Below are 23,437 nucleotides of genomic sequence, written 5' to 3' on the forward strand. Positions count from 1 at the left end.
CGCTCGTCGAACACGTACGGCTCAAGGAGGGTCCAGCCGTCGGCGCTGAGCTGCGCGAACCAGGCTTGACGGCGGAGTCTCAGATGCTCTCCGCAGCGGTGCTAGTGCCCGCGAATGCGCGGCACAACACCCCCCGCTCAGCCAGTGCTCGCCCATGTCCAGCCCTGGGCGAGATGATGTGGCTACTAACGGCTGGACACCTATGCGCACCTCAGCAGCCTGATCAAGCGACGGGTCGCAGATGCCGCAGCGTGCTGTTGGGGCGGTCGGGATGGGTTGTCTCCCAGCGTCGCTGCAGCGCATCAACAAGGTTGGTGATCATGGGTTCGGTGACGTGGCTGTAGATGCCTCTGACGCCGGCGAGGCGGTGGCCGAGCCGTCGGGCCTGGGCGATCTCGGGGATGCCGTCTTCGATCAGCCAGGTCTTGTGGGTGTGGCGCAGGTCGTGAAAGTGCATCCCGGGAAGAATCGGCGGGATGTCTCGCTGGGGGCCGCCGGTGAGGGCGGGGGTCCACGCGCGGCGGTTGAAGTTGGAGCGGCGTTGGTGGTAGCCGCGGGCGCCGGGGAAGACGGTGTGGTGGGGGTGGCCGACGAGGTGGGTGGCGAGGAGGTTGGTGAGGAAGCGGGGTAGGCGGATGTGGCGGACGGAGTCATTTGTCTTGGGTGGGCCGAGGTACAGCTTGCCTTCGACTTCGTGCAGGGCCCCGGTGTCGGGGTGGACGTAGATGCTGCCGAGGGTGAGGTCGAGGTTGTCTCGGTGCAGGCCGGCGAGTTCGCCCCAGCGCATGCCGGTGTAGGCGGCGGTGAGGATCATCAGGCCGTCGGAGGGTCGGGCTTGGCGGGCGACGATGGCGGCGACTTGTTCGGCGGTGGCGTGGGGCCGCTCGGCGCGGATGCCTTTGGGGATGCGGATTCCTCGGCAGGGGTTGAAGGGGATCCGGCGGTCTTCTACGGCTTCTTGTAGGACCATCGACAGGACCATGATCACGTCGGCGACGGATCGGGGTGCGAGGCGTTTGCCGAGGGCGACGGCGAGGGTCTTGATGTGTTGGCGGCGGATGTCGACCAGGGGTAGCGGGCCGAGGGTGGGCAGGATGTGCAGCCGCAGGTGGCTTCGGTAGGCGGCCCAGGTCGCGGGGGACGCTTGGTGGGTGGACTCCCAGATGGGCACCCATTCGGCGAGGGGGATCCGTCCGCCGCGAGGGTCGATGAAGGTGTCGCGGGCGACCTCGACGTCGATCTCTTTGGCGCGGATGACGGCATCGGCGCGCCGGTCATGGGTGGAGTCGGTGGTGACGGTGCCGTCGGTCATGCGGAGGCGGACGCGGAACTTCATGCCGCGTTGTTCCACCCAAGCCATGGGTTACTCCATTCGGTGCGGGTGCGTGCGTCGGTGATGGACGCGTGACTTCGCGGGTCGGATCAAGTCGGCGCTGGCGGGTACCGCCGCCGGTGGGTGCGGCGGCCGGTGGCCGGTTCTGCGGAGGCGGCGATGAGGGCGGCGAGGTCGGCGGCGGAGAAGCGCAGGTGCTTGCCGAGGAAGGTGCAGGGGATCTGGCGGCGCCCGGCGCGGCGGCGTAGCCAGGATTCCGGGATGCGCAGCAGCGCTGCGGCTTCGGCTGGTGTGTAGAGGCGCGGTTCCTGCTCGTCGTGGTGTCCCGTCGCGCGGACGGGTGTGGGTGGCGGCGGTGGGCGTCGTCGGGGGCGGGGCGGGTTGTCGCGCACGGTGAGCTCCTCGCAGGCGCGGGTGGTCAGTGGTGACGGCACAGCAGGAGGGCGAAGGGCGGCGGCTGCTTGGGCGGGGACGACACCGTTGCTGAGAATCCGTAGCGCGACGGTGCGAGGTAGGGCGAGTGCCGGGGGTGGGCGACCCATTGGTCGGGCAGGCCCATGAGCCATGCCACGAATGGTGGGGCGAGGACGGGTTGGCCGCCTTGTCCGGGTTGGGTGGGTGAGGGTGCGCCGAGCGTGGTGGCGGGGTGAGCGACGGTAGTGCGCAGGCCAGATCCGCCGGTGCGGTGGTGGCCGGGGCCTCTGGCATCAGGAAGCGCGGGGTCTAGGCAGCAGGACCCCGGACAGGGTTGGGCGGAAGTCGGGGCCGACTCGTGGCCGCTGGTTCTGCTGTCGCTGGCGAATCGGGTTGGTGGGAGGTGGCGGGCGCTGTGGGGGTTCGGTGATGTCGAGCAGCCGTGGTGGTGCTCGGGTTCTTTACCTTCGCGGGCGCAGAGGGTGGGCAGCGCGAGTAGCTGCTCCCGCCGCCGGTGGCGAGCGGGATCAGCTGGTCCGGTCGGTGCGGGGCGTCGGATGCGCAGGCATGGCCGGCTCGTTTCGTACCCGAGCGTGGCCAGGTCGGCGTGAACGACGTCGAGTCCGCGTGGGCGGAGGCGGCGACGTCTTCCACGAACACGAGGGGCGGTCGAAGTTCGCGAACAGCGTGGGTGGCGCTTGTCCACAGATTGCTATGGACACCGCTGATGGCGGCGCGTTTGCCGGCCTTGGAGATGTCTTGTCGCTCCAATGTCAAGCTTGGGCTTCTGGCCCCCGGCGGTCTCCGAGGGAGGTGCTGCCGGTAGCGTTCTTTGCGCATCTGGTGACGGAGGCGGTGCGGTGGCGCGGACGTGGTTGTCGATCCGGGTTGAGTTGGTGTCCGGCCGTGGCGAGGACTTCTGGCCTCGCCCAGGGCGGATCTTCGCGGCGGCGCGGACGCATACGTTTGAGCAGTTCGGCGCGGCGATCGATGGCGCTTTCGGCCGATGGGACCTGGCACACCTGCGCCTGTTTACCCTTGCCGACGAGACACCGGTCTGCTCGTTCCAGGTTTGGCAAGAGGCCCCGGACGGTGCTGTCGACAGCGACAAGATCAAGCTGAGCCGGCTCACCCCGGGTGAACAGTTCGCTTACGTCTTCGACATGGGTGATGACTGGGCGCACCTGTGCACGGTCGATGAACAGCGGATCGATCCGCTGGAACAGCTCGGCTTCGTCCCGACGGAGCCGGCGCCGTACTGGGGCTGGGGGAACCTGCCCGATCAGTACGGTCGACGGTGGGACGGCGACGATGACGAATCGCCGATGCCCAAGCTTCCCAAGAACCCGCTGCGTGATCTTCCTCCGATCCTGCCCTGGTGGGGACCGCGGCGCCGCGGCTAAACCCGGCGGACGTGCCTCGATCGGGGGATAGGGACCAAGCTTCAACCACGTCACGCCGGCAGGTCGACACGGCGGCGGACGACATGACAAGACCCTCGTCAGCCCCCAGGGCGACATAACGGAAACGAGTCAGCCCACCCACCGTGACGTCTCTACCACGGGCGGCGGACCGGCCCGCCCAGCGCCGCACGGGGCGGCAGCACGGGGATGAGGCAGCCCGCTACCGCGCCTTGGGTTCCCCGTGAGAACACTTGGGTTCGCGGGAACTTCCGGAGCTCTGGCTCTTGATGAACACGAGGACGTCCTCGTGCGCGATCAGGTGCATGGGGGTGCCGGCGGCCCGGGCCTTGCGGACGGCCTGGAGTTGGAAGAACGACGGGCGGGCGACGAGCCCGCCGTCGCGGACGGCGGCGAGCAGCGCCACGCATCGGTCGACGGGGGTGAGGCCGGCGCGGATGCCGGCGCCGATGACGGCCGATGGGAGGTCGACCAGTTCGCCGCGCTTGCGCCACGGGCGGGCGGTCACGACGACGACGCCACCGGGGCGTAGGAGGGTGTGGCAGCCGGCGAGGATCTGGGCGAACCCGTCGGCGAGTCCGGTGAGGTCGCGGTAGGCGAGGTTCCCGCGGTCGGTGCCGTCGTTGTAGGCGTTGTCGGACTTGGCCACGCCGTCGGCGCCGGGCCGGACGAGGCCGTGCACGGTCGGTCCGTACGGCGGGGAGGTCACGACGAGGGCGATCTGCCCGGTCAGGGCCCCGGGTACGAGCGACAGGAGGCTGGTGGCGTCGCCGCGGATGACGCCGGCCCGGCCGGTCGCGCCCTGCGTGTGGGCGTGTGTGATGTTGGCGTCGGCGATGTCGGACCAGCGGGACTCGTACTCCACGCCGATCGCGTCACGGCTGGCGTGGATAGCCTCGACGAGGGTGGTGCCGATCCCGCACATCGGGTCGAGCACGAGGTCCCCCGGTTGGGTGTAGGCGGTGACGGCGTGCGCGGCGATCGCGGGGAGCATCCGTGCCGGGTGTTGCACGGACTCGCGGACGTAGCGGCCGCGGCGCTGGACCGGTCCGGTGGCCTGGGCGGTCGCCCACACCGACAGGCCGTCCGGGCCGGCAGCAGCCTGATGGCCTCCGATCGGGTCGATGGTGGAGGAGGCGGTCGGTGTGCTCTGCTCGTCGGGGTCGCCGACGGTGTCTGCGCGGTGCTTAGCCACGGCGACCATCGCCCTCGCGCCCGCCCCGTCGACGCGGGGCGCGGCTCTGGGATTGGCTGAAGACCATCAGGTCCGCGTGGATTCGCAGGTGCGCCATCTGCCACCGCTGGTCGGTGGTGGTGAGGGTGAGTAGTTCCTCGTCGGTGACGTGGTAGACGAAGGCGTCGCCGTCGGTGTCGGCGGTGACGGCGACGAGGTGCTGCAGGTAGCCCAGTCCGACGCCGGCGGCGGCCTGGACCACGCCGGAGAAGTCTTCCGGGCCGGTGGTGGTGCCGGCCGGGACGGTGACGAGGAGGATAAGGCAGCCGCCCGGTTGCAGCAGTGCGGCGCAGGCGGTCAGCAGCCACGCCAGCCGGACCCGGTTGGCGGCGGCGTGCTCGTGCAGGGGCCAGCAGGCGACCACGAGACTGGTCGCCTGCTGCAGGGAGTTGTCGGGTGGCGGGTCGGCCGCCGTGTCGGTCGGTGGGTGCAGTTGCGGGTCGGTGAGATCGTCACCGAACCAGGTGGCCATCTCGGGTAGGTCGTCCTCCTCCCCCGGTTCCGTACCGACGGTGGCGCCGGCAGGCGGGGCCGCGGCGCCCGGGCCGATGATCAGGCTGGACGTGTCGGTGAACCACGCGGGGTGGTGACGGCGCGCTCCCGCCGCGCAGGCCTGGGTGAGGGCGTGGTCGCTGGTGATGTCGACGACCGCTTCGCCGGGGCGGCTGTAGGCGGCGATGAGGCGGCCGGCCAGTCGGGTGCCGATGCTGCGTCCGGCGTCGCCCGGGGTGCGGGCGGTGCGCCAGACGGTGAGCGGTACCGGCGGGTCGCCGGCGACCAGGTCGGTCGGTGTCGGGTCAACCTCAGCGTCAGGGCCGGTGTCGACGGCGGGATCGGGATGCGGGTTGTGGTGCTGCGGCGTGTGCTCGCTCATGTGGTGTCGGCTCCGCGCCGCGCCGTGGTGCGCTGACACCCTCAAACCGGTGTTTGTCAGCTGTGGCGAACACCTGCCCCTCTCACGGTGATCTCTCGAATCTCTGACAGCCGGTTCCCGTCCGCTTAGCTGTCCTGGGGCTCCGGGATGTTCACGCGGGCGCCGACTCCGTGGGGTCGGATCAATATCGGGAGGCTGCCAGAGCCGTCGATCGTCCCAGTTCTGTCAGCCGCTCAGTGTCACGGCCACCTCGGCTATGCCAGCGGCGTACGCCAATGACACGGGGTGCTGGCCGGCATTGTCAGACCGCTGTCCGACTTCGCCGGACAGCAGCGGCGTCACCGGGGGCACCGGCTCCGAAGCTGTCATTCGGACGGCGGCTCGTCAGACCGTCACGGCCCGGCGGACGGACGCTGTCAGCCGGGGCATGCCGGCGCCCCCCACGCCCCGTGGCCTCCGACAGGCGGCGGGCGTCCAGCCGATCGCGGTCTGTCACTGTTCGCTGTCCAGCGCTGTGAGACGGGCTGGGATGCGTCGTCGGACCCGCGCCGCGATGGCGCGTCCTCTCATCCGGCCGCGGCTGCGGAGTGTGTGTCCGTCTCTGGTCGTGTCAGAGCGCAGGTCAGCGTGGCGTATCAGAACGGTGCACGTCGACGTCGATCGTCAGTGAGCGGTGGTGCCGCGAGAGGCGACTGATGGCATCGACCCGGTGTCCATGTCGGCCAGCCTGCGTTGTCAGGGGTCCGTGAGGCCGAGGTGGCGCAATGGCGGTCAGGCGTGCCGGCTGCCGCTTCGGCCCGTCATCGACATTCGTCTCTGACATGGGAGTTCCGGACATGACCTCCTCCGCCACCGGCTGGCCCGACTCGCCTCTGGACGCCGTGGACACCGCGTTCGCCGACCTGACCTGCGACCCCGACCCGTTGTTCCTGGACCTCGATTCGCTTGTCGGGCAGCTCGGTGATGACACCGGTCTACCCAGGGGTGTCATCGCGCTGCCGGCGTTGCGGCAGTGGCTGCTGGAGCATCCCCGCGCCTACACGGTGCGGGACGTGGTGTGGCGGGAGCTGATCCGCCGCGCCCGCCTCGACGGGCCGGCCTGGGTCATCGCCGCGGTCGCCCTGGCGATGCCGGCGCTGCGCCGCTATGCCGGCCGGCTGCATACCGGCTGGGCTGGCGACGCCCACGACCTGGACGCCGAGATCCTCACCGGTTTCCTGACCGCGCTGCGCGACCGGGTTGACCTGGCCCGCCCGGCGCCGTACGCGGCGTTGTGCATGGCCGCGTGGCGGGCCGGCCATGAACTGCGGCAGCGTGCTGGCGCCGAGGCCGTGCCGGTGGACGACCTCGAGCACGTCACCGGCCCGCGTGCTCCGAGGCGGCCCTACGGGCATCCGGACCTCCTCGTGCGCCGCGCCGTCGAGTTGGGCATCGTCGATGAGTGCGATGAGCAGCCCTACATCGACCTGCGGCTGGGCCGGCGGGCCATCGAACCTATCGCCGCACGGCTCGGCGTGGAGGTCGACACGCTGCGGCGGCGCGTCGAGCGCATCGACGTGCGCATCGCCGAAGCGCTCGCCGCCGGGCTTCTCACCGAGGTGATCTCATCGCGGGTGCAGGAGGACCTCGCCGCGGCGGCCGAGCGACGCCAGCACATTCGGGCCGCCCGCGCCGCAGCCGGTCCGCGACCGGCTGCGGCGCGGGTGAGGCTGGCAGTCGCCTGAGGTGCCGTCCCCGTTGAGCGCCTCGACGCGGGCCCGGCCATCTGGTCGGGTCCGCGACCGTGTGCGGCGAGCCTGCCGTGCCGCAGCGGCGACCGGCTCCCACCCCCGTGTACGGCGGCGAACCGCCGTGCCCGGGGGTGGGCCGAGCTGTCGGGACTCTCACAGCGGCGTCCAGGGGATGTCGAGGAGGCGGCTGTGAGGTTCCGGCGACGACGCTGAGAGGCGGTTCCGTCACCGGCGGCATGCTCGCTGGAAAGGCGTGCCGGCCAGGGTCGTTAGAGGTTTGTGAGGTGGTGTTGGAGCGCTGTGGGATCGGCAGGTGTTCGTCAGGGCTCACAAACGCCGGTTTGAGGGTGCGGAACTCCTCCGGCGTCGCCGCGGCGTCATGCGGAGGTTTGGTTTCGCCCGCCGTCGGGCCGGGACACCTAGCTGACACGGGACCGGTTGCCTCGGGTGCCGCGCCACGTTGATGCGCTGACACCTCATCGATCGCCGCTGACCCGAATGGGAGGACGAGCTCCTCTCGAGGTTCACCGCGCTCCCCTGTCCGGCATGTGTCTCCCGCGCCCGGCGGCGGCTCCCCGACCGCCAAGTTCGACTATTCGCGCCGGCCGTGAGCCGGTGCGGGAGGTGCAGCCACCCATGTTCCCCACGTTGTGGGCACGTTCTCGTGCTCTGACTATCGCGCTGTCCACGCTTCGCCGCGTCGCCCGGGTCGCCGCGCCCGCTGCGGCTGCCCTTGGGATGCTGGCCGTGCCCGCCGTCGCCTACGGCGACGCCGGTGAGCCGGTCGTCCTGGCCGTCAACGACCTGCCCACCGTCATCGCCAACCTGCAGGCCTGGGTGATGGGCATCCTGGCCGCCGTCGCCACCCTGTTCCTGGTCCTGGCCGGTGTGTACTGGGCCACCGCCGGCGGCGACCCCGTCCAGGTCGACAAGGCCAAGGGCGCGTTGAAGAACGCTCTGATCGGCTACGGCCTGGCCGTGCTCGCGCCCGTCCTGCTGAGGGTCGTTCAGGGAATCGTCGGAGGCTGACGATGGCCTGGGCGCTCGACCAGATCCTGGACTGGTTCGCCGGTCTGCTGCTGGACTGCCTGAACGGGCTCATCACCGCGATCACCCGCGCGCTGCTGATCACCCCGGACGTCACCAGCCTGCCGCAGGTGCAGGCCCTGACCGGACGGTCGGTCTGGGTCGTCGACACCGTCTTCGTCCTGGCGTTCGTTACTGCTGGTGTTCTCACCATGGTCGCCGGCGGTGACGAACGCGCCCGCTACACCGTCAAGGATCTCCTGCCGCGGTGCGTGGTCGGGTTCGTCACCGCCCACTTCTCGCAGCTGATCGCGGGCACGCTGATCGAGGTCGCGAACGCGTTCACCACCGCCCTGACCGCGCAGGACTTCAACGGTGACGGGGCCCTCGACGCCGTCAAGACCCACCTGATGGCCGCGCGGGACCAGAGCGCCGGGCTGCTGTTCGTCGTCTGCCTGGCGATCATCGTTGTCCTGCTCGCCGCCACGGCCTGCAGTGTGATCGTCCGCTTCGCGGTCGCGCTGGTGCTCACCGCGGTCGCGCCGATCGCCCTGGCCTGCCACGCCCTGCCGCAAACAGAGGGTGTGGCCCGCCTGTGGTGGCGGTCGTACGTCGCCATGCTGGCGATCCCGGTGGTGCAGGCGTTCGTGCTGTTCGCCGGACAGTGGATGCTGCTGGACACCAGCGCCATGCTGCCGCTGCTGGGCCTGCCGGTCGAACCGGGCGCGGTGCTCAACCTGTTCGTCGTGATGGTCCTGCTGTGGACCACGGTCAAGGTGCCTGCTCTGATGCGCCGCTACGCCACCAGCGGCGCAGGCGGGCGTGGCGGCAATCCGCTCGGCGCGGTCGTGCGGGTCGTCGTAGTGCAGCAACTCACCCGCGGGCTGCGCATCCCCGGCCTGGGGGCGGTGCGACGATGAGTCGCGACCGGCGTAACGAACAGGCTGTCACCGCCCGCATGCCCGCCGACGTGGACGCGCCGGACAAGGTGCTCTACGGGCTGACGTTCCGGCAACTGGCGATCGTGGCGGTGGCCGCCGTCGTCTTCTACGGCGGCGGGAAGGCCCTGCACACCGTCGTGCCCGCGCCGGTGCTGCTCGGCGCGGGTGTCGTGCTCGGCGGCCTGGTGTTCGGCCTCGCTGTCGGCCGCCGCGACGGACTGCCCATGGACGTGTGGCTGGCCTGCGCGGTACGCCACTGGCGGGCTCCGCGCGCGTTGTCCACCACCGACACCACCGCGACAACACCCGACTGGGTACAGGCCCCGACGTCGACGGTGACACTGCCGGCCCCGCTGAGATTGCCTGCCGACGCCATCGACGACCGCGGGGAGATCAGCCTCGGAGCGGTGAAGGCGGCGATGGTCGCGGCGACCAGCGTCAACCTCGCGTTGCGCACCGCCGACGAGCAGGCCGCCCTGGTCGACACGTTCGGCCGGTGGCTCAACAGCCTGTCCACGCCGACGCAGATCGTGGTGTCGGCGCAGCCGGTCGACCTGCACTCCGCCGCCCGCACCGTCGCCCAGGCGGCGGACGCCATGCCGCACCCGGCTCTCGCGGACGCGGCGGCCGACCACGCCCGCTTCCTCGACGACCTCGCGCAGCGGCGGGATCCGTTGCGCCGGCAGGTCCTCATCGTCACCCGCACCACCAGCGGCGAACGGGGAGAGCACGCTGCCCGGCGCCGCGCCGACCAGACGGTCCGGGCGCTGTCCGGGCTGGGCGTCACCACCCGCGCGTTGGACGGCCACGCCGCGACCGCTGCCCTGGCCGCCGCCGCCGACCCCTACCGGCCGCCCCGCCCCGGCGGACTCGCCGCCCCCCACACCACCATCACCGGACCTCCGGTCAGGAGGCCACGCACCAGGAGGACATCGTGATCTCCGTCAGGCGCCGACGCGCCCCGCACGACGACAACCCCAGCGCCAGCCCGCCGTCCGCAGGACTGGCGGCGGCGGTGGCACCGGCTTCGGTGGAGGTCACGCCCCGGTTCCTGCGAGTCGGGGACGGCTACGCCGCCACGCTGGTGGTGACCGGGTATCCGGCCGAGGTCGGGCCGGCGTGGCTGGAGCCGCTGCTGTCCTGGCCGGGCCGCCTCGACCTCGCGTTGCACATCGACCCGATCCCCGCACCGGTGGCGGCATCCCGGCTGCGCAACCAACGCGCCCGGTTCGAATCGTCCCGGCGGGCCGATGCCGAGAAAGGGAAGTTGGCCGACCCGTACGTGGAGGCCGCCGCCGACGACGCCGCCGACCTCGCCGAACGCCTCGCCCGCGGGGCGGCCAAGCTGTTCCGCGTCGGCCTGTACCTGACCGTGCACGCCCGCACCGAAGCCGAACTCCTCGACGCGTGCGCGCAGGTGAAAGCCGCCGCCGCGTCCACCCTGATCGAGGTGCAGCCCGCGACGTGGCGGCACCTGCCCGGCTGGACCACCACCCTCCCGTTGGCCACCGATTCGCTGCAGATGCGCCGCACCATGGACACCCAAGCCCTGGCCGCCGCGTTCCCCCTCGCGTCGGCGGACCTGCCCGCGCCGCTGCCCGGCGACCCCGCCACCACCGGCGGGGTGCTGTACGGGGTCAACCCGGACTCCCAGGGCATCGTCTGGTGGGACCGCTGGAGCTGCGAGAACCACAACAGCGTGATCCTGGCCCGCTCCGGCGCCGGCAAGTCCTACTTCGTCAAACTCGACATCCTCCGCCAGCTCTACCAGGGGGTGCAGGTCGCCGTCGTCGACCCCGAGGACGAATACCTCCGCCTCGCCGACGCGGTCGGCGGCACCATCGTGCGACTCGGCGCACCCGGCGTGAAGATCAACCCCCTGGACCTGCCGGCCCACGACGGCCGCCCGGACGTGCTCACCCGCCGCGGCCTGTTCCTCCACACGCTGATCAGCGTCCTGGTGGGGCAGGTACCGCCGCCCGCCGAGCGCGCCGCCCTCGACCGGGCGATCCTGCAGGTGTACCGGCAGACGGGCATCACCGCCGACCCGGCCACCCACCACCGGCCCGCACCCCTGCTGAAGGATCTGGCCGCGACACTGCGGGCCGACGACAACCCGGCCGCCCACGAGCTGGCCGCCCGGCTGGCGCCGTGGGTGGCCGGTTCATTCTCCGACCTGTTCGACTCACCGACCACGACCCGGACGGACGGGCACCTCGTCGTCTGGAGCCTGCGGCACCTGCCGGACGAACTCCGCACCGTCGGCACCCTGCTCGCGCTGGACGAGATCTGGCGACAGGTCGACCTCCCACCCCAATATCGGCGGCGGTCCCCCGCAGGATCCCGCCCGCAGGGCCGGCGGCTGGTGGTGGTGGATGAGGCGTGGCTGCTGATGCGCGACGGCGAGGGCGCCCGGTTCCTGTTCAAGATGAGCAAGGCCAGCCGCAAACGCAACGCCGGCCTGTCGGTCATCACCCAGGACGTCGCCGACGTGCTCGGCACCGACCTCGGCCACGCCGTCGTCGCGAACGCGGCCACGCAGGTACTGCTCAAGCAGGCCCCGCAGGCCATCGACCAGGTCGCCGACGCGTTCGGACTGACCGCCGGAGAACGACGGATGCTGCTGTCGGCCCGAGTCGGGCACGGCCTGCTCATCTCCGGCACGAACCGGACCGCGTTCGAATCGATCTCCTCGCAAGCCGAACACCTTCTCGCGACCACGACGCCGTCCGACCTCGCCGACCTCGCCGACGCCGAGGAGGACCTGTGACACCGTCCCTCGTCGCATCGCCGGTACCGGCGCCCAGTCCTTCCGGGCCGGGCGCCGGAGTCATCCTCCCGCCGACCGTGCCCACGCGCTGGGTTCTGCACACCGCCGAATGGGTGGTAGACCGGCCGTGGCTCCTGGCAGTCGCCGCCGCCCTGCTGGTCGCGTCCGTCGCCGGGCGCCACCTGCTCGACGGGTGGCGGCATCGTCGCCACGCCGACCGGGCCCGCCTGGTCACGGTCGCCCCACCGCCGGAGGTCGACCCGCACAGCGCCGCCGCGCTGTGGGCAAACCTGCACGGCACGCTCACCCCGTCGCGCCGACGGCGGCTGCTGTACGGGAGCCCGCACGTGGTGTGGCAGTACACCTGGACCGGCCGGCAGCTCCTCATCAGCATCTGGGTGTCCGGCAGCGTGCCGGCCGGGGCGGTCGAGGCCGCCGTGCGGGCCGCCTGGCCCGGCACCGCCTGCACCACCGACGACCAGGCGCCACCGCCGATCCCACTGGACATACCGGCCGCCGTCGGCGGGCACCTCCTGCCGACGGCCGCCGAGTGGCTACCGATCAACACCGACCACGACAACGATCCATTACGGGCGCTGATGTCCGCCGGCTCGCAGCTCAAATCGGACGAGTACGCCTGCGTGCAGATCCTCGCCCGCCCCGCCACCCCCCGCCGGGCCGCACGCGCCCGCCGCGCCGCCGGCCGGCTCCGCGACGGCAAAACGGCCGTACCGGCCATCGATCCTGCCGCGCCGCTGCTGTGGCTGATCGAGGCCTTTCTTCCCGGCCGCACCACCACCCGCAGCGGCGGCCAGCCGGCCGGCCGCCGGGACCCCGGCGTGGAGCGGGACGTGAGGGCGATCCTCGACAAGACCGCCCACCCGCTGTGGAGCATCGGCATCCGCTACGCCATCGCGATGAACAACCACCGTGGTGGCTCCCGGCCGCAGGCCAGGCTGCGGGGCATCGCGGACGCGGTCGCCTCGTCGTTCGCCGTGTACGCCGGCCGCAACCGCCTCGCGCACCGGGCGCGGATGGCGCAACCGGTGGCTGTGCTGGCCACCCGGCGGCTCGGATCCGGGTTCCTGGCCTCCACCACCGAACTGGCCGTCCTGGCCGCGCTGCCGCGGGATATGGCCGTTCCAGGGCTGGACCGGGCGCGGGCGAAGTCCATGCCCGCCCCTGTGGCGGTGCCGACCGGCGGCCGAGGCACAAAGGTTCTCGGTGACGCCGAAGTTGGTGGCCACGCGGTGGCCCTGTCCGTGGCGGACGCGAGGTATCACCTGCATGTGGTCGGCTCGACGGGCTCCGGAAAGAGCACCCTGCTGGTCAACATGGCCGTCGAGGACATCAAAGCCGGCCGGGGCACCGTCGTCATCGACCCGCACGGCGACATGGTCCTCGACATCCTCGACCGGCTCCCCGCCAGCGTCGCCGGGCGGGTGGTGCTGTTCGACCCCGACCAGCCCAACCCGCCCACCCTCAACCCGCTGTCCGGCGACGACCCCGACCTGGTCGTCGACAACCTCGTGTCGATCTTCGGGAACATCTTCGCCAAGGCGTGGGGGCCGCGGATGGACGACGTCATGCGGGTGGCCTGCCTGACCCTGCTGCGGCACGCCAACGTCACCCTCCAGCACATCCCGCCCCTGCTCAACTCCGCCCAGTTCAGAAGCGCGATGACCGTCGGCCTGGATGACCCGGCCGGCCTGTCCGGGTTCTGGCAGTGGTACGACCAGCTCAACCCGGCCCTACGCTCCCAGGTCATCGGTCCCGTCCTCGCGAGGTTGCGGGCGTTCCTGCTGCGCGACTTCGTCAAGCGCACCATGCGCTACCCCCGGTCCAGCTTCGATATGGGCAAGGTCCTCGACGGCGGTGCCCTCCTCGTCAGGATCCCGAAAGGCCAGCTCGGCGAGGACACCAGCAAGCTCCTTGGCTCCCTCGTGCTGGCCCAGGTTTGGCAGGCCGCAACCGCCCGCGCCAGTGTGCCCGCCGATAGACGTCGGGACGCCACGCTGATCATCGACGAGTGTCAGAACTTCCTGACCCTCGCCAACAGTCTCGACTCGATGTTGGCGGAAGCGCGCAAGTACCGGCTGTCGATGGTCCTCGCGCACCAGGACCTGGCACAGTTCCCGAAGGACCTCCTGGCAGCGGCGTCGGCGAACGCTCGCAACAAGCTGTACTTCTCCGTCGCCCCGGAGGACGCCCGCGTCCTAGCGAGGCACACCCTGCCCGAGCTCGACGAGCACGACCTGACCCACCTGGACGCCTACACCGCCGTCGCCCGCCTGATCGTCGGTGGGCGGCAGACGCCGGCGTTCACCCTCAAGACCCGGCCGCCGAAGCCGGTCGTGGGGGAGGCGACGGCGATCCGTCAGGCCGCGGCGCAGGCGGTTCCGGCGCAGGACACCAGCGCGATCGACGACCTCGTCGACCGGTTCTCGGCCCGACCCGACGACAACCGCCGGTCCCGGGGCAAGAGCGGTCCGAAGGCGAACACCTGAACGCCGCAGGACGGTTGAAGCGAGATCGACAGATCGGTCGACCGAGGTCGACCGAGTCCCGGTCGCCCCTTCCGTGCGGGCTTCACCAGCCCTTCACCACCGATCATCACACCGCACTGACAGATCCGGCCGTCCGGGTCTGTCAGTGCCGCTCACCGGCCATGTCCAGCCTCCGGTGACCACCTCACCGAACTCAGACACCCTCCCTCGGAGGGACTCCTCTTCCGCTTGGAGCATCCACCGTGTCCACCAACAACTCCGTCTCCCGCTCGGCTTCTGCCTCTTCCTCCGCCTCTTCGCCTGGTTCCCGTTCGTCGTCTCGTCTTGCTCGTCTTGACCGGCTTCGTCGGTTGACCGCCCGTGATCATCAGCTGTTGCGGTGGCTCGCCGAGCACTACGTGCTGTCTACCGACCAGATCACCACGGCGCTGTTCCCATCGCGTCGCTCGGCCCGGCTCCGACTCGCCCAGTTGCACCAGATGGAGGCGGTCAGCCGGTTCGTCGACGTCACCACCGGCAGCGGCCAGTACCTCTACACCCTCGGCCCGCTCGGCACCGTGGTCCACCCCACCCAGTTCAACGACCCGAACCACGCCGACGCCCGCGCCCCACGCACCAGCATCGACCGCACCGAACGCATCATCGGCAGCCGCCGCCTGCCCCACCTGCTCGGCACCAACCAGCTGTTCATCGACCTGCTCGGCTACGCCCGCACCGACGAACACGCCCGGCTGGCGCGGTGGTGGTCCGAACAGCACACCACCGCCGCCTTCGTCGCCGCCTCCTACGCCGCCGGCAGCGGCACCGGTGTCCAGCCCGACGGACACGGCATCTGGCACGCCGGAGGGCGCAACGTCGGGTTCTTCCTCGAACACGACAATGGCACCGAACCCCTCGGTACCGTGCTGCGGAAGCTGCGCGCCTACGAGCAGCTCGCCCGCTACGGGCCCCGCTACCCCGTGCTGCTGCGCGTCCCCGGCCGCCGCCGCGAGCAGCACCTCCTCGAAGCCCTCGCCGGGGTGCCCACCGCCATGCCCGTGGCCACCGGCCTCTACGGCGAGCACCCCGCCGGGCCTGCCTGGACCCTGACCACCGACCCCGGGCCGCGCCGCTGGCTGCACGAACTGCCCTCCAACCACGGCCCGGACAACCCGTCCACCAACCCGCACCGCTTCCCCGACACCGACCCCAGCGGCCCCGACCCGGAGCCCTGACATTCACCTGCACCGCACGCGCAGGGGAGCCGTCCACCGTCGTGGGCGGCTGTGAGACCGACCGGATCTCACAGTCCCGCCGTCCCTCGCCCGCGGAATCGAGCGGTCGTCTGACAGTGCAGGTCAACGGCACTACTGACCATCGTGACGGCGGCCGCCGCTGACAGATCCGGCCGCTACCTTCATCGGCACCACCTTCACCCATATATCGCTCCACCCGGTCCGGTCCCACCTCGGGAACCACCGCCGCACCTCACGGTGCGCTCCGCCCACCCGCCTTCGGCCGGTCGGCGCCCGCGCCGCGCGGCGACCCCCAGGTCGCACCGCACCACCCGCACCAGCCGCACCATCCCGATCCACCAGCAGCCGTCTGCTGCACCCATCCCTGTTCGTCCCGTGAGTCGACCCATGTACCCGGTGGGCCGGCCGCTTCCGCGCGCCCAACAACGCACGCCTACCAAAGGAGGAACCCCACATGACCGCAACCAACGGTGCCGCGACCCCGCTGAGCCGCTACGGCACCCGCGTGCCGACGGTGACGCCCCGCCCAGACCGCAAGCCCACCCCTGCGGCCACCACCGCCAGCACCACGGCACCCACCAGCCCGGTGGTCACACCGACCGCGACGATCAACACCATGATCGTCTGCCTGCCCGACGGACTGCCGTCACAGGCCCTGACCGCCACCCAGCTCGACCGGCACTTCGGCGTATCCGGCACCCTGCAGCCCCGCTTCTGGGCCATCCCAGACATGTGGCTGTGGCAGCGGCGCGACCTGATCGCACGACGGAAGGGACGTCCGGTGTACTGCGCCGGCGGACCGATCAAGCTGCTCGACCTCGCCGCCATGCGCCACGCCGCCGGCGTCGGCGCCGGCATCCGCCACCAACTGTGGCAGCAGGTCGTGCACGGCACCCGGCCCGCCACCCCGTGGCCAACCCTGCTCGCCCGCCACCTGGCGGACCCCGCCTGCTACGCGCGCGAGCGGGCCGAGGCGGACTTCCACAACCAGGCCCGCGTCAACGCGATGCGGATGCACAACGCGGCCAGCTACGGCGCCGCCCACCTCGCCGTGGGGGAGCTGGAGATGTTCCAGGCAGGCCCGATGGCCTACCAGCACTACAGCGCCACCACCGCCGTCTGTGGCGACGCCCTGCTCACGCCGGACGGACACAAGCTCGCACCCGCGAGCGACGCCCTCACCCACCGGGTGACCTACCTCGAGCAGGCGATGCGGTACCTCGACACCGTCGAGACCGACCAGCGGCTGCTCGCCGTCGCCCTGTAACACCACCGCACCGGAACCGGTCGGGCACCACCACCCATCCCCTGCTTACCCGGGGATCGGCGGCGACCCGACCGGCTCCACGCAACTCCGCCCGCGCCGCGCCGACTCCTGGCCGCAGACGCAACCTCTACCGCCGCGCCCCTGAGGCTTCCCGAGCCCTGCGACGCACACCCCACCACGACCAATGCGGCCACTGCCCCTACGCCACGTCCATTGCCACCTGAACCACGCCCGCATGGGACCACGACCGCCCCGCTTCTGCGGGCCACACGTCGTACCCCGGCCAGAGCAGCGTGGCGTGGACTCGCTGCCGGCCCCGCGCGGGCACCGCCCGGCGCCCAGGGCTGGGGCGCCCCGCAAGCCCGGCCAGCAAAGCGGCCGACCTTTCCCTCTTCCACACATCAGGAGGTTTCCCCGCCATGTCCGAACGACTCTGGTTCCGCGTCGACGACGTCCTGCCGCTCGCCGAACACGCCGCCTCCACCGGCGCGCACCGCAGGACCCGGCAGCAGTACCGGGCCGGCGTCCCGGACCAGGACGCGCTCATCTGGTCCCACGACATCGACGGTGACTGGTTGTCCTCCAACGGCGTCCCCCGCTGGTACGACACCGACGGCGCCGACCACCGCGTCCGCGCCGAAACCTGGACCCACACCGCCACCGGCGCCACCGGCAACCCGATCCCTACCGACGACGGACACGGATTCCTGCCCCTGCACACCGAACACCTCGACGGCCGCCGGAACCTGCTCGACCTGCTCCGCTACGCCCGCCGCCACGGGATGCACTGGTTCGGGCTGCACCCGGACCCGGCGAGCGAGACCACAGGCGGCCGCTACCGCGTCTCCCGCAGCCGCGGCGACATCAGCCCGCCGCTTGCCACCTGGACCCCGGCGACCGTGACCTGCGACGTGGTCGGCGGCGGCGCCTGCCGCGCCATGGTCGCCACCGGCTACACCACCCTCTCCCGCGCCGGGGTGCTGTGCCGCTTCCCCCGGTTCGCGGTGCAGCGCATGGCCGCCCACCTCGACGCCCTCTACCCCGGTGACATGCCCGGCGAGCATCCCCGGCTGCGGTTCGACGGCGACGAGGTCACCGTCGAGTGGGAGGACAACGACGGCCTGGGCAGCCGCTGGGTCGAGCACGGTCGCATCGTCCCGGACGCCAACGGCTGCTACGCCATCGGCGCCTACCAGTGGCCCTGGAACCGTGTCGCCTCCGAGGCGACGACCCGCGCCACCGACCCGGAGGGCCGGTCGCGGTGATCGTTGACGAGGTGTTCCACCAGCGCGGCCACGGCACCTACGAGCTGACCCGGGTGCACCACTGCGACGCGTACGTCCTGCGGGTGCGGGTCTGCCGCGACAGCTACGCCACGCAGAGCACGGCGCTCGCCGAGGTCCTCACCCCGCTGTTCACCTGGACGATCATCGCGAGCAGCCCCGGTAGTAGCTGGCACCGGACGACCCCGGCCACGCCCCCGGACGCGACACCGCTGATCCCGGTCGCCGACGAGGTGCTGCAGCGGGCCCGGCGGATCCTTCCCGTGCCGCCTCCGTTCACCACGCCCGGCCGGTAACCGGGCAAGGCCACACCTTCCCGGCGCTGCCCGCCCGGTCGCACCTCGCGCACCAGCGGACGCAGGCCGGCGCCGCGCCTTCCCAGCCTCCATCCGCCCGCCGCATCAAGGCGGCTGACCTCTGTGTGTGTCCGCGGTCCACCGCCGCTGACCCGCCTTCTCACTGGCACCACCTGGCCGATGCCCGGCCACCCCGCGCACTCGCGCACACCCGGGCACGGCCGTGCCCGGGTTTCCCGCCCTCCAGAAGGGAACCCTCATGACATCCGCCACCAGGCCCACCATCGCCGTCATCGGCGGCAGTATCACCGGCCCGGTCACCGCGCTGCTGTTGCTGCGCGCCGGATTCGACGACGTCACCGTCTTCGAGGCCGCGCCGGCGTCCGCGCCTCTGGGCGGCGGCCTCATCGGCCTGGAACACCCCGCCCTCGACGTGCTCGACCGCCTCGACATCGGCCAGCACGAGTTCGTCGCCCACGACTCCGAGGCCATCGTCCAGATGACCGTCCGCGACCGCCAGCCGGCCGAGACGATACGGCGCACCTACCCGGGGCGGAACACCATCTGGACGCTGCTGCACCAGGCGCTGACCCGCCGCCTGCCCGCCGGTGTCCTGCACACCGGCATGAGGGTCACCGCCCTGGCCGAGCAGGCCGGTCGGCCGGTGCTGCGGTTCCGCGACGGCCACACCGCGGCCGCCGACCTGGTCGTGTTCGCCGACGGCCGGTCCTCCACCGGCCGCCGACTGCTGGATCCCGACCGGGTCCTGCGGTACGCCGGCTACGTCGCTCACCGCGGCATCGCCAGCATCACCCCGCAGCCCGGGCTGCGGGACTTCCTGCGGTTGCAGCCCTGCCCGGGCGTGCAGTTCAACCTCGCCCCGGTACCCGGCGGCTGCGACTGGACCTTCTACCTCGACTGCACCCGCGTCGAGTACGCGCAGCGGTTCGGCGCCGACCCCACCCGCCGGGTCTTCGCCCTGCCCCGGCACGTCAGCCCCGCCGCGCGTGCCCACGTCGACACCCACGCCGACCTGCTCCTCCCGGCCGACCACGCCGCCGTCGTGCACGCCACCACCATCCGGATGGCGGTACCGGTCCTCGACATCACCCCACCGCACCGGATGGTGTGGCCGGTCGGCGCCGGTCACGCCGTCCTGCTCGGCGACGCCCTCGCCCCCGTGCGCCCGCACACCGCGCGCGGCGCCAACAACGGCATCGAGCAGGCTGCCGGGCTCGCCGCCGCCCTCGCCCAGCACCGCAAGTACGGCGCTGACCTCGCCGCCGCCCTGCACGGCTGGCAACGCCGACACCTGCCCGCCGCCGTCGCCGCCGTGCGCCGCGGGCCCGTCATCGGCCGGCAGCTCGGCCTCGGCAGTCACCGACCCGTCCGGTAACCCACCCCAGTGGAAAGGAGGTGGCCCCGATGGCCACCAAGATCACCGCGATTCTCGTCGACGACCTTGACGGCTCCACCGACGACGTCGCCACCCACCAGTTCGCCTTCAACGGCATCACCTACGAGATCGACCTGTCCGCCGGCAACTTCGACCGGATGGCCGCGGCGTTCGGCCCATTCCTGATGGCCGGGCGGCGCCTGCCGAAACAGCCCCGGGCAGCGCGGCGGCAGCGCGGCGGCAGCGCGGCACCGCGACCGGCCGCGTCCAGAGCCAGGAGATCCGCACCTGGTGGTGGACGGTCAACTGGCAGGAACTGAACCTGCCCCGGCCACGAACCGGGGGCGTCATCCCCGCCGCGGTGCGGGACGCCTACCACGCCGCCCACTGACCCCGGTCACCGTGCCGCCGGGCGGCGTACCTGTGCGCCGCCCGGCGGAGTCCCACATCTCGGACAGAAGACTTGATCGATACCCGATCCGGAGCGTGCATCAGTGCGCGCGCCTCACTCACCGACCCCTGCCGACGGCAGGAGAAAGGGGGCCATGCGCCCATGACCAGCACCCCCACGAGTACGACCACCGATACGCCTGTGCCAGCGCCACTGGCGCCCAGCGCCGCGAAGGTCCTCGCGGCGCTGCACCGGCTCGGGGAGGCAACCGCCGCCGCAATCGCCACCGAAGCCAGCCTCGGCTACTCGACCACCACCCCGAAACTGCGCGCTCTGCACAATGCGGGACTGGCTGAGCCCACGCGAAGCGACACCGGACCCACCCTGTGGCGGCTGACCGACGCCGGCCGCGCGCATACCGAACAGGGCGACCACGGTCAGCCCACACCGCAGCCCGCCACCCGCGACAGCGACACACCCGGCGCCGCCGCAGAGCACGGGCCGTGCGGCGACGACAGGCAGAACACTGGGGAGGCTGACGCGAAGGACGACGACGAGCGGCCAGCCGCCGAGGTTCCCGCCGACGGGCAGCCGGACGCGCCCCAGGATTCGGCATCGCCAGCTCCTGGTGATGCCGGCGCGGCATCCGATGCGGCCGCTGAAGCCGAGGACACCGAAATCGAGCACGGCGACGACAGCGACCGTTCGATTGCCGAGCCCGAGGTGCCCGTCGCGACCGACGGCACCGGCCCGGCCATCGGACCGGTGTCCGTAGCGAACGATGCGGACGCCGGACCGGCCACACCGCAGCGTCCCTCAGCCGGCACGGCCGCCGACAGCACCACGGGTGAACCCGCTACGGAAGCACCGGCCGCGCCGCCGACCACGCAGGCGACGGGCGAGGCGGCGCAAGCCCTTACCCGGCGGGCATCGGGCACCCTGCGCGCTGCGATCCTCGACGTCCTCGAGGCCAACCCCGGCCAGCAGTACAAGGTCAGCGAGCTGTGCAAGCTGGTCGACCGGGCCAACGAGGGAACCGGCGCGAAGAAGGCCAGCGCGGGCGCGGTCCACAACGCTGCCGTGAAGCTCGTCGGGACCGGGGAGGTGGTCCTGGCTGCCGAGAAGCCCGCCACGTTCGCCCTCGCCGATCCCACCGCCTGAGCGACCCCGCCCTGCCGGTAGCCCGGGGGCGGGCGTCGAACTTCCCGGAACCACGCCCGCCCCCGGTGCTCCTTACTAGAGAAGGAGCTTCCGAAGTGTCTCCTATCCTGACCTCGATCGTCACCGCCGTCGGTGGAGTCCTCGCCGGTCTCGCCCTCGCCGCAGCGCTGCTGTGGCGCCAGCAGCAGGCGCTGACCCGCGCCCGCTACGCTGCCGACCACGACGACACGACAGGTCTGCCGAACCGGCGGGCCCTGCTCGCCGCCCTCACCCGCGCCACACGCGCCGATGCACCGTTCGGGCTCGTCCTGCTCGACCTCGACGGCTTCAAAGCCGTCAACGACACCTTCGGCCACGAGGCCGGCAACGACGTCCTCACCGAGGTCGGCCGACGGCTCACCGCCCTGCGAGGACCGGTGCGCCTTGCCGCGCGGTTGTCCGGCGACGAGTTCGCCCTGCTGGTCGACGGCGGCCCCGACGACGTCGCCGCCGCCGCCCGCGCCGCCTGGCGGGCAGTCGGCCGCCACCCCGTCGACCTCGGAGAACACGCGCTGGCCGTGCGCGCCAGTGTCGGGCACACCAGCGCAGCCCTCGGTGTCGGCCCGCGGACCTTGCTGCACCAGGCCGACATCGCTATGTATCGGGCCAAAAAATCCGGTTCCGGAGTCCATGGCGCCACCGCCACCACCAGTCACACCGGGCCGCCGCCGGGTTCCCGCCTGCGGGACCTGCGCCGCCACTGACCGCTTACGGACACACCAGGGGGCCTCGCACCGATGACGCGAGGTCTTCACCGTGCCCCGCTTTCGCCCGCCCCGCCTTACCTTCCCGTCCACGGCGACGGTCGCCGAGACCGCGTCGGGAGCACATCCGCCGTAAGCGGCCCTCACCTGTACACGATCGGTGGCCAGGTGACCATCGACCTGGCAATGGCCCGCCTCAGCAGCCGGGGCGAGACTCACCGCCGTCACCCGCTGCCGGTCGGCGTCGTCGTCGAACCCGTCGACGGCGGCCGACCGGTGAAGGTCAACCCCTTATGCCTGGCCGCCGCGTCAGCGGACGCCACCACCGGCAGCGAGTGGACCACGGTCCACGGGGCGCCCCTGCACCCGGGGCGCTTTCGTCGCCGTCGCCAGGGCGAGCTGGAAGCAGCCTCAAGGCGAGCTGTTCGCGTACGGGTTGCAGGGGCAGAGCCGCAGACGCCACCGATTACATACAGCCTTCGGCATGCGCAACGCGGCGAGCTGGCCGTTAGCTGCGGCCAGCACACAAAATCATCGACCACATACGGCGGCCTCTGCCGAGCCCGGGCGATGTCCGGATCTAGCCGAGGAGAGGGCGTCGCGGCCGCTGTTGTATCGATGTGAGTTCGCCGAGACGTGGCCGTTGAGCGCCGGCCTGGCCGCGCAGGTCTTGCACGGCGACCGTACTTCCCGGCGATGTGCGGACCGGCTGGCAGATTGTAGGCGGGCTACAGGTTGTTGATCCGGGCCACCAGCTCCGCCTCGGTCAGGTTCTCCAGGACCGCGTCCTGCTTGCGGCCCAGGACCGCCAGCAGCTTCTCCTTCTCCAGCTTCTTGGCCGCCGCCGCCTTCGCCGCCTGCTGCTCCGCGAGGCGGACGGCGATGACGTGCTTGACGACCTCCAACTTGGTCTCCAAGGTCGCCTTGGCTGGATTGGCCTCGGTGGCAACGAACGACTCGGTGTCGACGCCCTTGAGCTCGGCGTTGACCGCCTTGGCCACATCATCGAGGCTGAAGCCGGACTTGGCGGTCAGCGGAAGCTCCCACAACTGTTCCGTGGTCAGCAGTCCCTTGGCCGACGGATAGCGGAACTTTTCCCGCGTGGCCTTTTCAAAGATGGTCACGATGGCCTCTCCGATTTCTGGGTAGGGAATCAGAACTGGATGCTAATGAGGCGGCGTCGACCGCCGGTCATGGTCACCTTGGCGACCACGGAGCTGCGGACCGTGGAGCTGAAGCCGAGGCCGGAAAGCTGGTCCGGAGACGGCTCGCACTTGGTGCGGTCGCCGAGAACCTCGAACACCTTGCGGTGCGGCTGCAGGTCGCCGCGGAGGAACTCGTTGTAGATCCCCCGCGCCGGCTGGTCGTTCACGCACCCCTTCAGGATGAAGAAGTAGTGCCGGTTGCCGACCTCG

At 71.5% G+C, this 23,437-nt stretch carries 21 protein-coding genes and 1 pseudogene; 16 read left to right on the forward strand and 6 right to left on the reverse strand.

What is annotated here, in order from left to right:
• Positions 1–223 precede the first annotated feature (223 nt).
• Both V6U82_RS26690 and V6U82_RS26695 read right to left on the reverse strand, forming a co-directional pair.
• Positions 224–1,360 carry a tyrosine-type recombinase/integrase gene (locus tag V6U82_RS26690; protein WP_091329306.1) on the reverse strand — a complete coding sequence of 379 codons (1,137 nt, stop codon included), beginning with the start codon at positions 1,358–1,360 and terminating at the stop codon, positions 224–226.
• Between the two features lie 62 nt (positions 1,361–1,422).
• The gene (locus V6U82_RS26695) at positions 1,423–1,725 is read right to left on the reverse strand and encodes a helix-turn-helix domain-containing protein (RefSeq protein ID WP_091331882.1); all 303 of its coding nucleotides are present in this window, start codon (positions 1,723–1,725) and stop codon (positions 1,423–1,425) included.
• 882 nt (positions 1,726–2,607) lie between these two features.
• On the opposite strand from V6U82_RS26695, the gene V6U82_RS26700 reads away from it, so the two are divergent.
• Positions 2,608–3,150 carry an IS1096 element passenger TnpR family protein gene (locus tag V6U82_RS26700; protein WP_334465788.1) on the forward strand — a complete coding sequence of 181 codons (543 nt, stop codon included), beginning with the start codon at positions 2,608–2,610 and terminating at the stop codon, positions 3,148–3,150.
• 220 nt (positions 3,151–3,370) lie between these two features.
• On the opposite strand, the gene V6U82_RS26705 is transcribed toward V6U82_RS26700, so the two are convergent.
• Entirely contained in the window at positions 3,371–4,372 is a 1,002-nt protein-coding gene (locus tag V6U82_RS26705; RefSeq protein WP_334465790.1) for a TRM11 family SAM-dependent methyltransferase, read from the reverse strand.
• Positions 4,356–5,276 (reverse strand): hypothetical protein, encoded by a 921-nt coding sequence (locus V6U82_RS26710; RefSeq protein ID WP_334465792.1) that lies wholly within the window; start codon positions 5,274–5,276, stop codon positions 4,356–4,358. Before V6U82_RS26710 ends, V6U82_RS26705 begins: the two co-directional genes overlap by 17 nt.
• An 836-nt stretch (positions 5,277–6,112) precedes the next feature.
• On the opposite strand from V6U82_RS26710, the gene V6U82_RS26715 reads away from it, so the two are divergent.
• From V6U82_RS26715 to V6U82_RS26780, 15 genes are all read left to right on the forward strand, one after another.
• Positions 6,113–7,000, forward strand: coding sequence for a hypothetical protein (locus tag V6U82_RS26715; RefSeq protein WP_334465842.1), 888 nt, complete (start codon positions 6,113–6,115; stop codon positions 6,998–7,000).
• Between the two features lie 642 nt (positions 7,001–7,642).
• Positions 7,643–8,035, forward strand: a complete 393-nt coding sequence (locus V6U82_RS26720) for a pilin (RefSeq protein ID WP_069089539.1) — start codon at positions 7,643–7,645, stop codon at positions 8,033–8,035.
• 2 nt (positions 8,036–8,037) lie between these two features.
• On the forward strand, positions 8,038–8,952 hold the full coding sequence (locus V6U82_RS26725; protein WP_334465798.1) for a conjugal transfer protein TrbL family protein: 915 nt from the start codon (positions 8,038–8,040) through the stop codon (positions 8,950–8,952).
• Complete coding sequence (locus V6U82_RS26730) at positions 8,949–9,911, forward strand: PrgI family protein (RefSeq protein ID WP_334465801.1); 963 nt, start codon at positions 8,949–8,951, stop codon at positions 9,909–9,911. The genes V6U82_RS26725 and V6U82_RS26730 overlap by 4 nt, the downstream gene beginning before the upstream one ends.
• Complete coding sequence (locus tag V6U82_RS26735; protein WP_442933470.1) at positions 9,908–11,743, forward strand: VirB4 family type IV secretion system protein; 1,836 nt, start codon at positions 9,908–9,910, stop codon at positions 11,741–11,743. Before V6U82_RS26730 ends, V6U82_RS26735 begins: the two co-directional genes overlap by 4 nt.
• 77 nt (positions 11,744–11,820) lie before the next feature.
• A complete protein-coding gene (locus tag V6U82_RS26740) occupies positions 11,821–14,250 on the forward strand; it encodes a type IV secretory system conjugative DNA transfer family protein (protein WP_442933471.1) in 2,430 nt (809 codons plus the stop codon).
• Positions 14,251–14,624: 374 nt separating this feature from the next.
• Positions 14,625–15,464: a replication-relaxation family protein gene (locus V6U82_RS26745; RefSeq protein WP_334465807.1), complete on the forward strand. Its 840-nt coding sequence runs from the start codon at positions 14,625–14,627 to the stop codon at positions 15,462–15,464.
• A 475-nt stretch (positions 15,465–15,939) separates the two neighbouring features.
• Complete coding sequence (locus V6U82_RS26750; RefSeq protein ID WP_334465810.1) at positions 15,940–16,752, forward strand: hypothetical protein; 813 nt, start codon at positions 15,940–15,942, stop codon at positions 16,750–16,752.
• A gap of 419 nt (positions 16,753–17,171) precedes the next feature.
• Positions 17,172–18,017 carry a hypothetical protein gene (locus tag V6U82_RS26755; RefSeq protein ID WP_334465814.1) on the forward strand — a complete coding sequence of 282 codons (846 nt, stop codon included), beginning with the start codon at positions 17,172–17,174 and terminating at the stop codon, positions 18,015–18,017.
• Entirely contained in the window at positions 18,014–18,331 is a 318-nt protein-coding gene (locus V6U82_RS26760; protein ID WP_334465817.1) for a hypothetical protein, read from the forward strand. Before V6U82_RS26755 ends, V6U82_RS26760 begins: the two co-directional genes overlap by 4 nt.
• Before the next feature lie 259 nt (positions 18,332–18,590).
• Complete coding sequence (locus V6U82_RS26765) at positions 18,591–19,727, forward strand: monooxygenase (protein ID WP_334465820.1); 1,137 nt, start codon at positions 18,591–18,593, stop codon at positions 19,725–19,727.
• A 29-nt stretch (positions 19,728–19,756) separates the two neighbouring features.
• The gene (locus V6U82_RS26770; RefSeq protein WP_334465823.1) at positions 19,757–20,047 is read left to right on the forward strand and encodes an Lsr2 dimerization domain-containing protein; all 291 of its coding nucleotides are present in this window, start codon (positions 19,757–19,759) and stop codon (positions 20,045–20,047) included.
• Positions 20,008–20,118, forward strand: coding sequence for an Lsr2 family DNA-binding protein (locus V6U82_RS31635; RefSeq protein ID WP_442933472.1), 111 nt, complete (start codon positions 20,008–20,010; stop codon positions 20,116–20,118). The genes V6U82_RS26770 and V6U82_RS31635 overlap by 40 nt, the downstream gene beginning before the upstream one ends.
• 162 nt (positions 20,119–20,280) lie before the next feature.
• Positions 20,281–21,279 (forward strand): MarR family transcriptional regulator, encoded by a 999-nt coding sequence (locus V6U82_RS26775; protein ID WP_334465826.1) that lies wholly within the window; start codon positions 20,281–20,283, stop codon positions 21,277–21,279.
• A 95-nt stretch (positions 21,280–21,374) separates the two neighbouring features.
• The gene (locus V6U82_RS26780; RefSeq protein ID WP_334465829.1) at positions 21,375–22,022 is read left to right on the forward strand and encodes a GGDEF domain-containing protein; all 648 of its coding nucleotides are present in this window, start codon (positions 21,375–21,377) and stop codon (positions 22,020–22,022) included.
• Between the two features lie 728 nt (positions 22,023–22,750).
• On the opposite strand, the gene V6U82_RS26785 is transcribed toward V6U82_RS26780, so the two are convergent.
• Together V6U82_RS26785 and V6U82_RS26790 are read right to left on the reverse strand one after the other, a co-directional pair.
• On the reverse strand, positions 22,751–23,146 hold the full coding sequence (locus V6U82_RS26785; protein ID WP_334465832.1) for a hypothetical protein: 396 nt from the start codon (positions 23,144–23,146) through the stop codon (positions 22,751–22,753).
• A gap of 29 nt (positions 23,147–23,175) precedes the next feature.
• A pseudogene (locus V6U82_RS26790) lies at positions 23,176–23,437 on the reverse strand (hypothetical protein); the annotation flags it as partial.

It is taken from the genome of Micromonospora sp. CPCC 205554, assembly GCF_036902745.1.
Classification (GTDB): domain Bacteria; phylum Actinomycetota; class Actinomycetes; order Mycobacteriales; family Micromonosporaceae; genus Micromonospora; species Micromonospora tulbaghiae.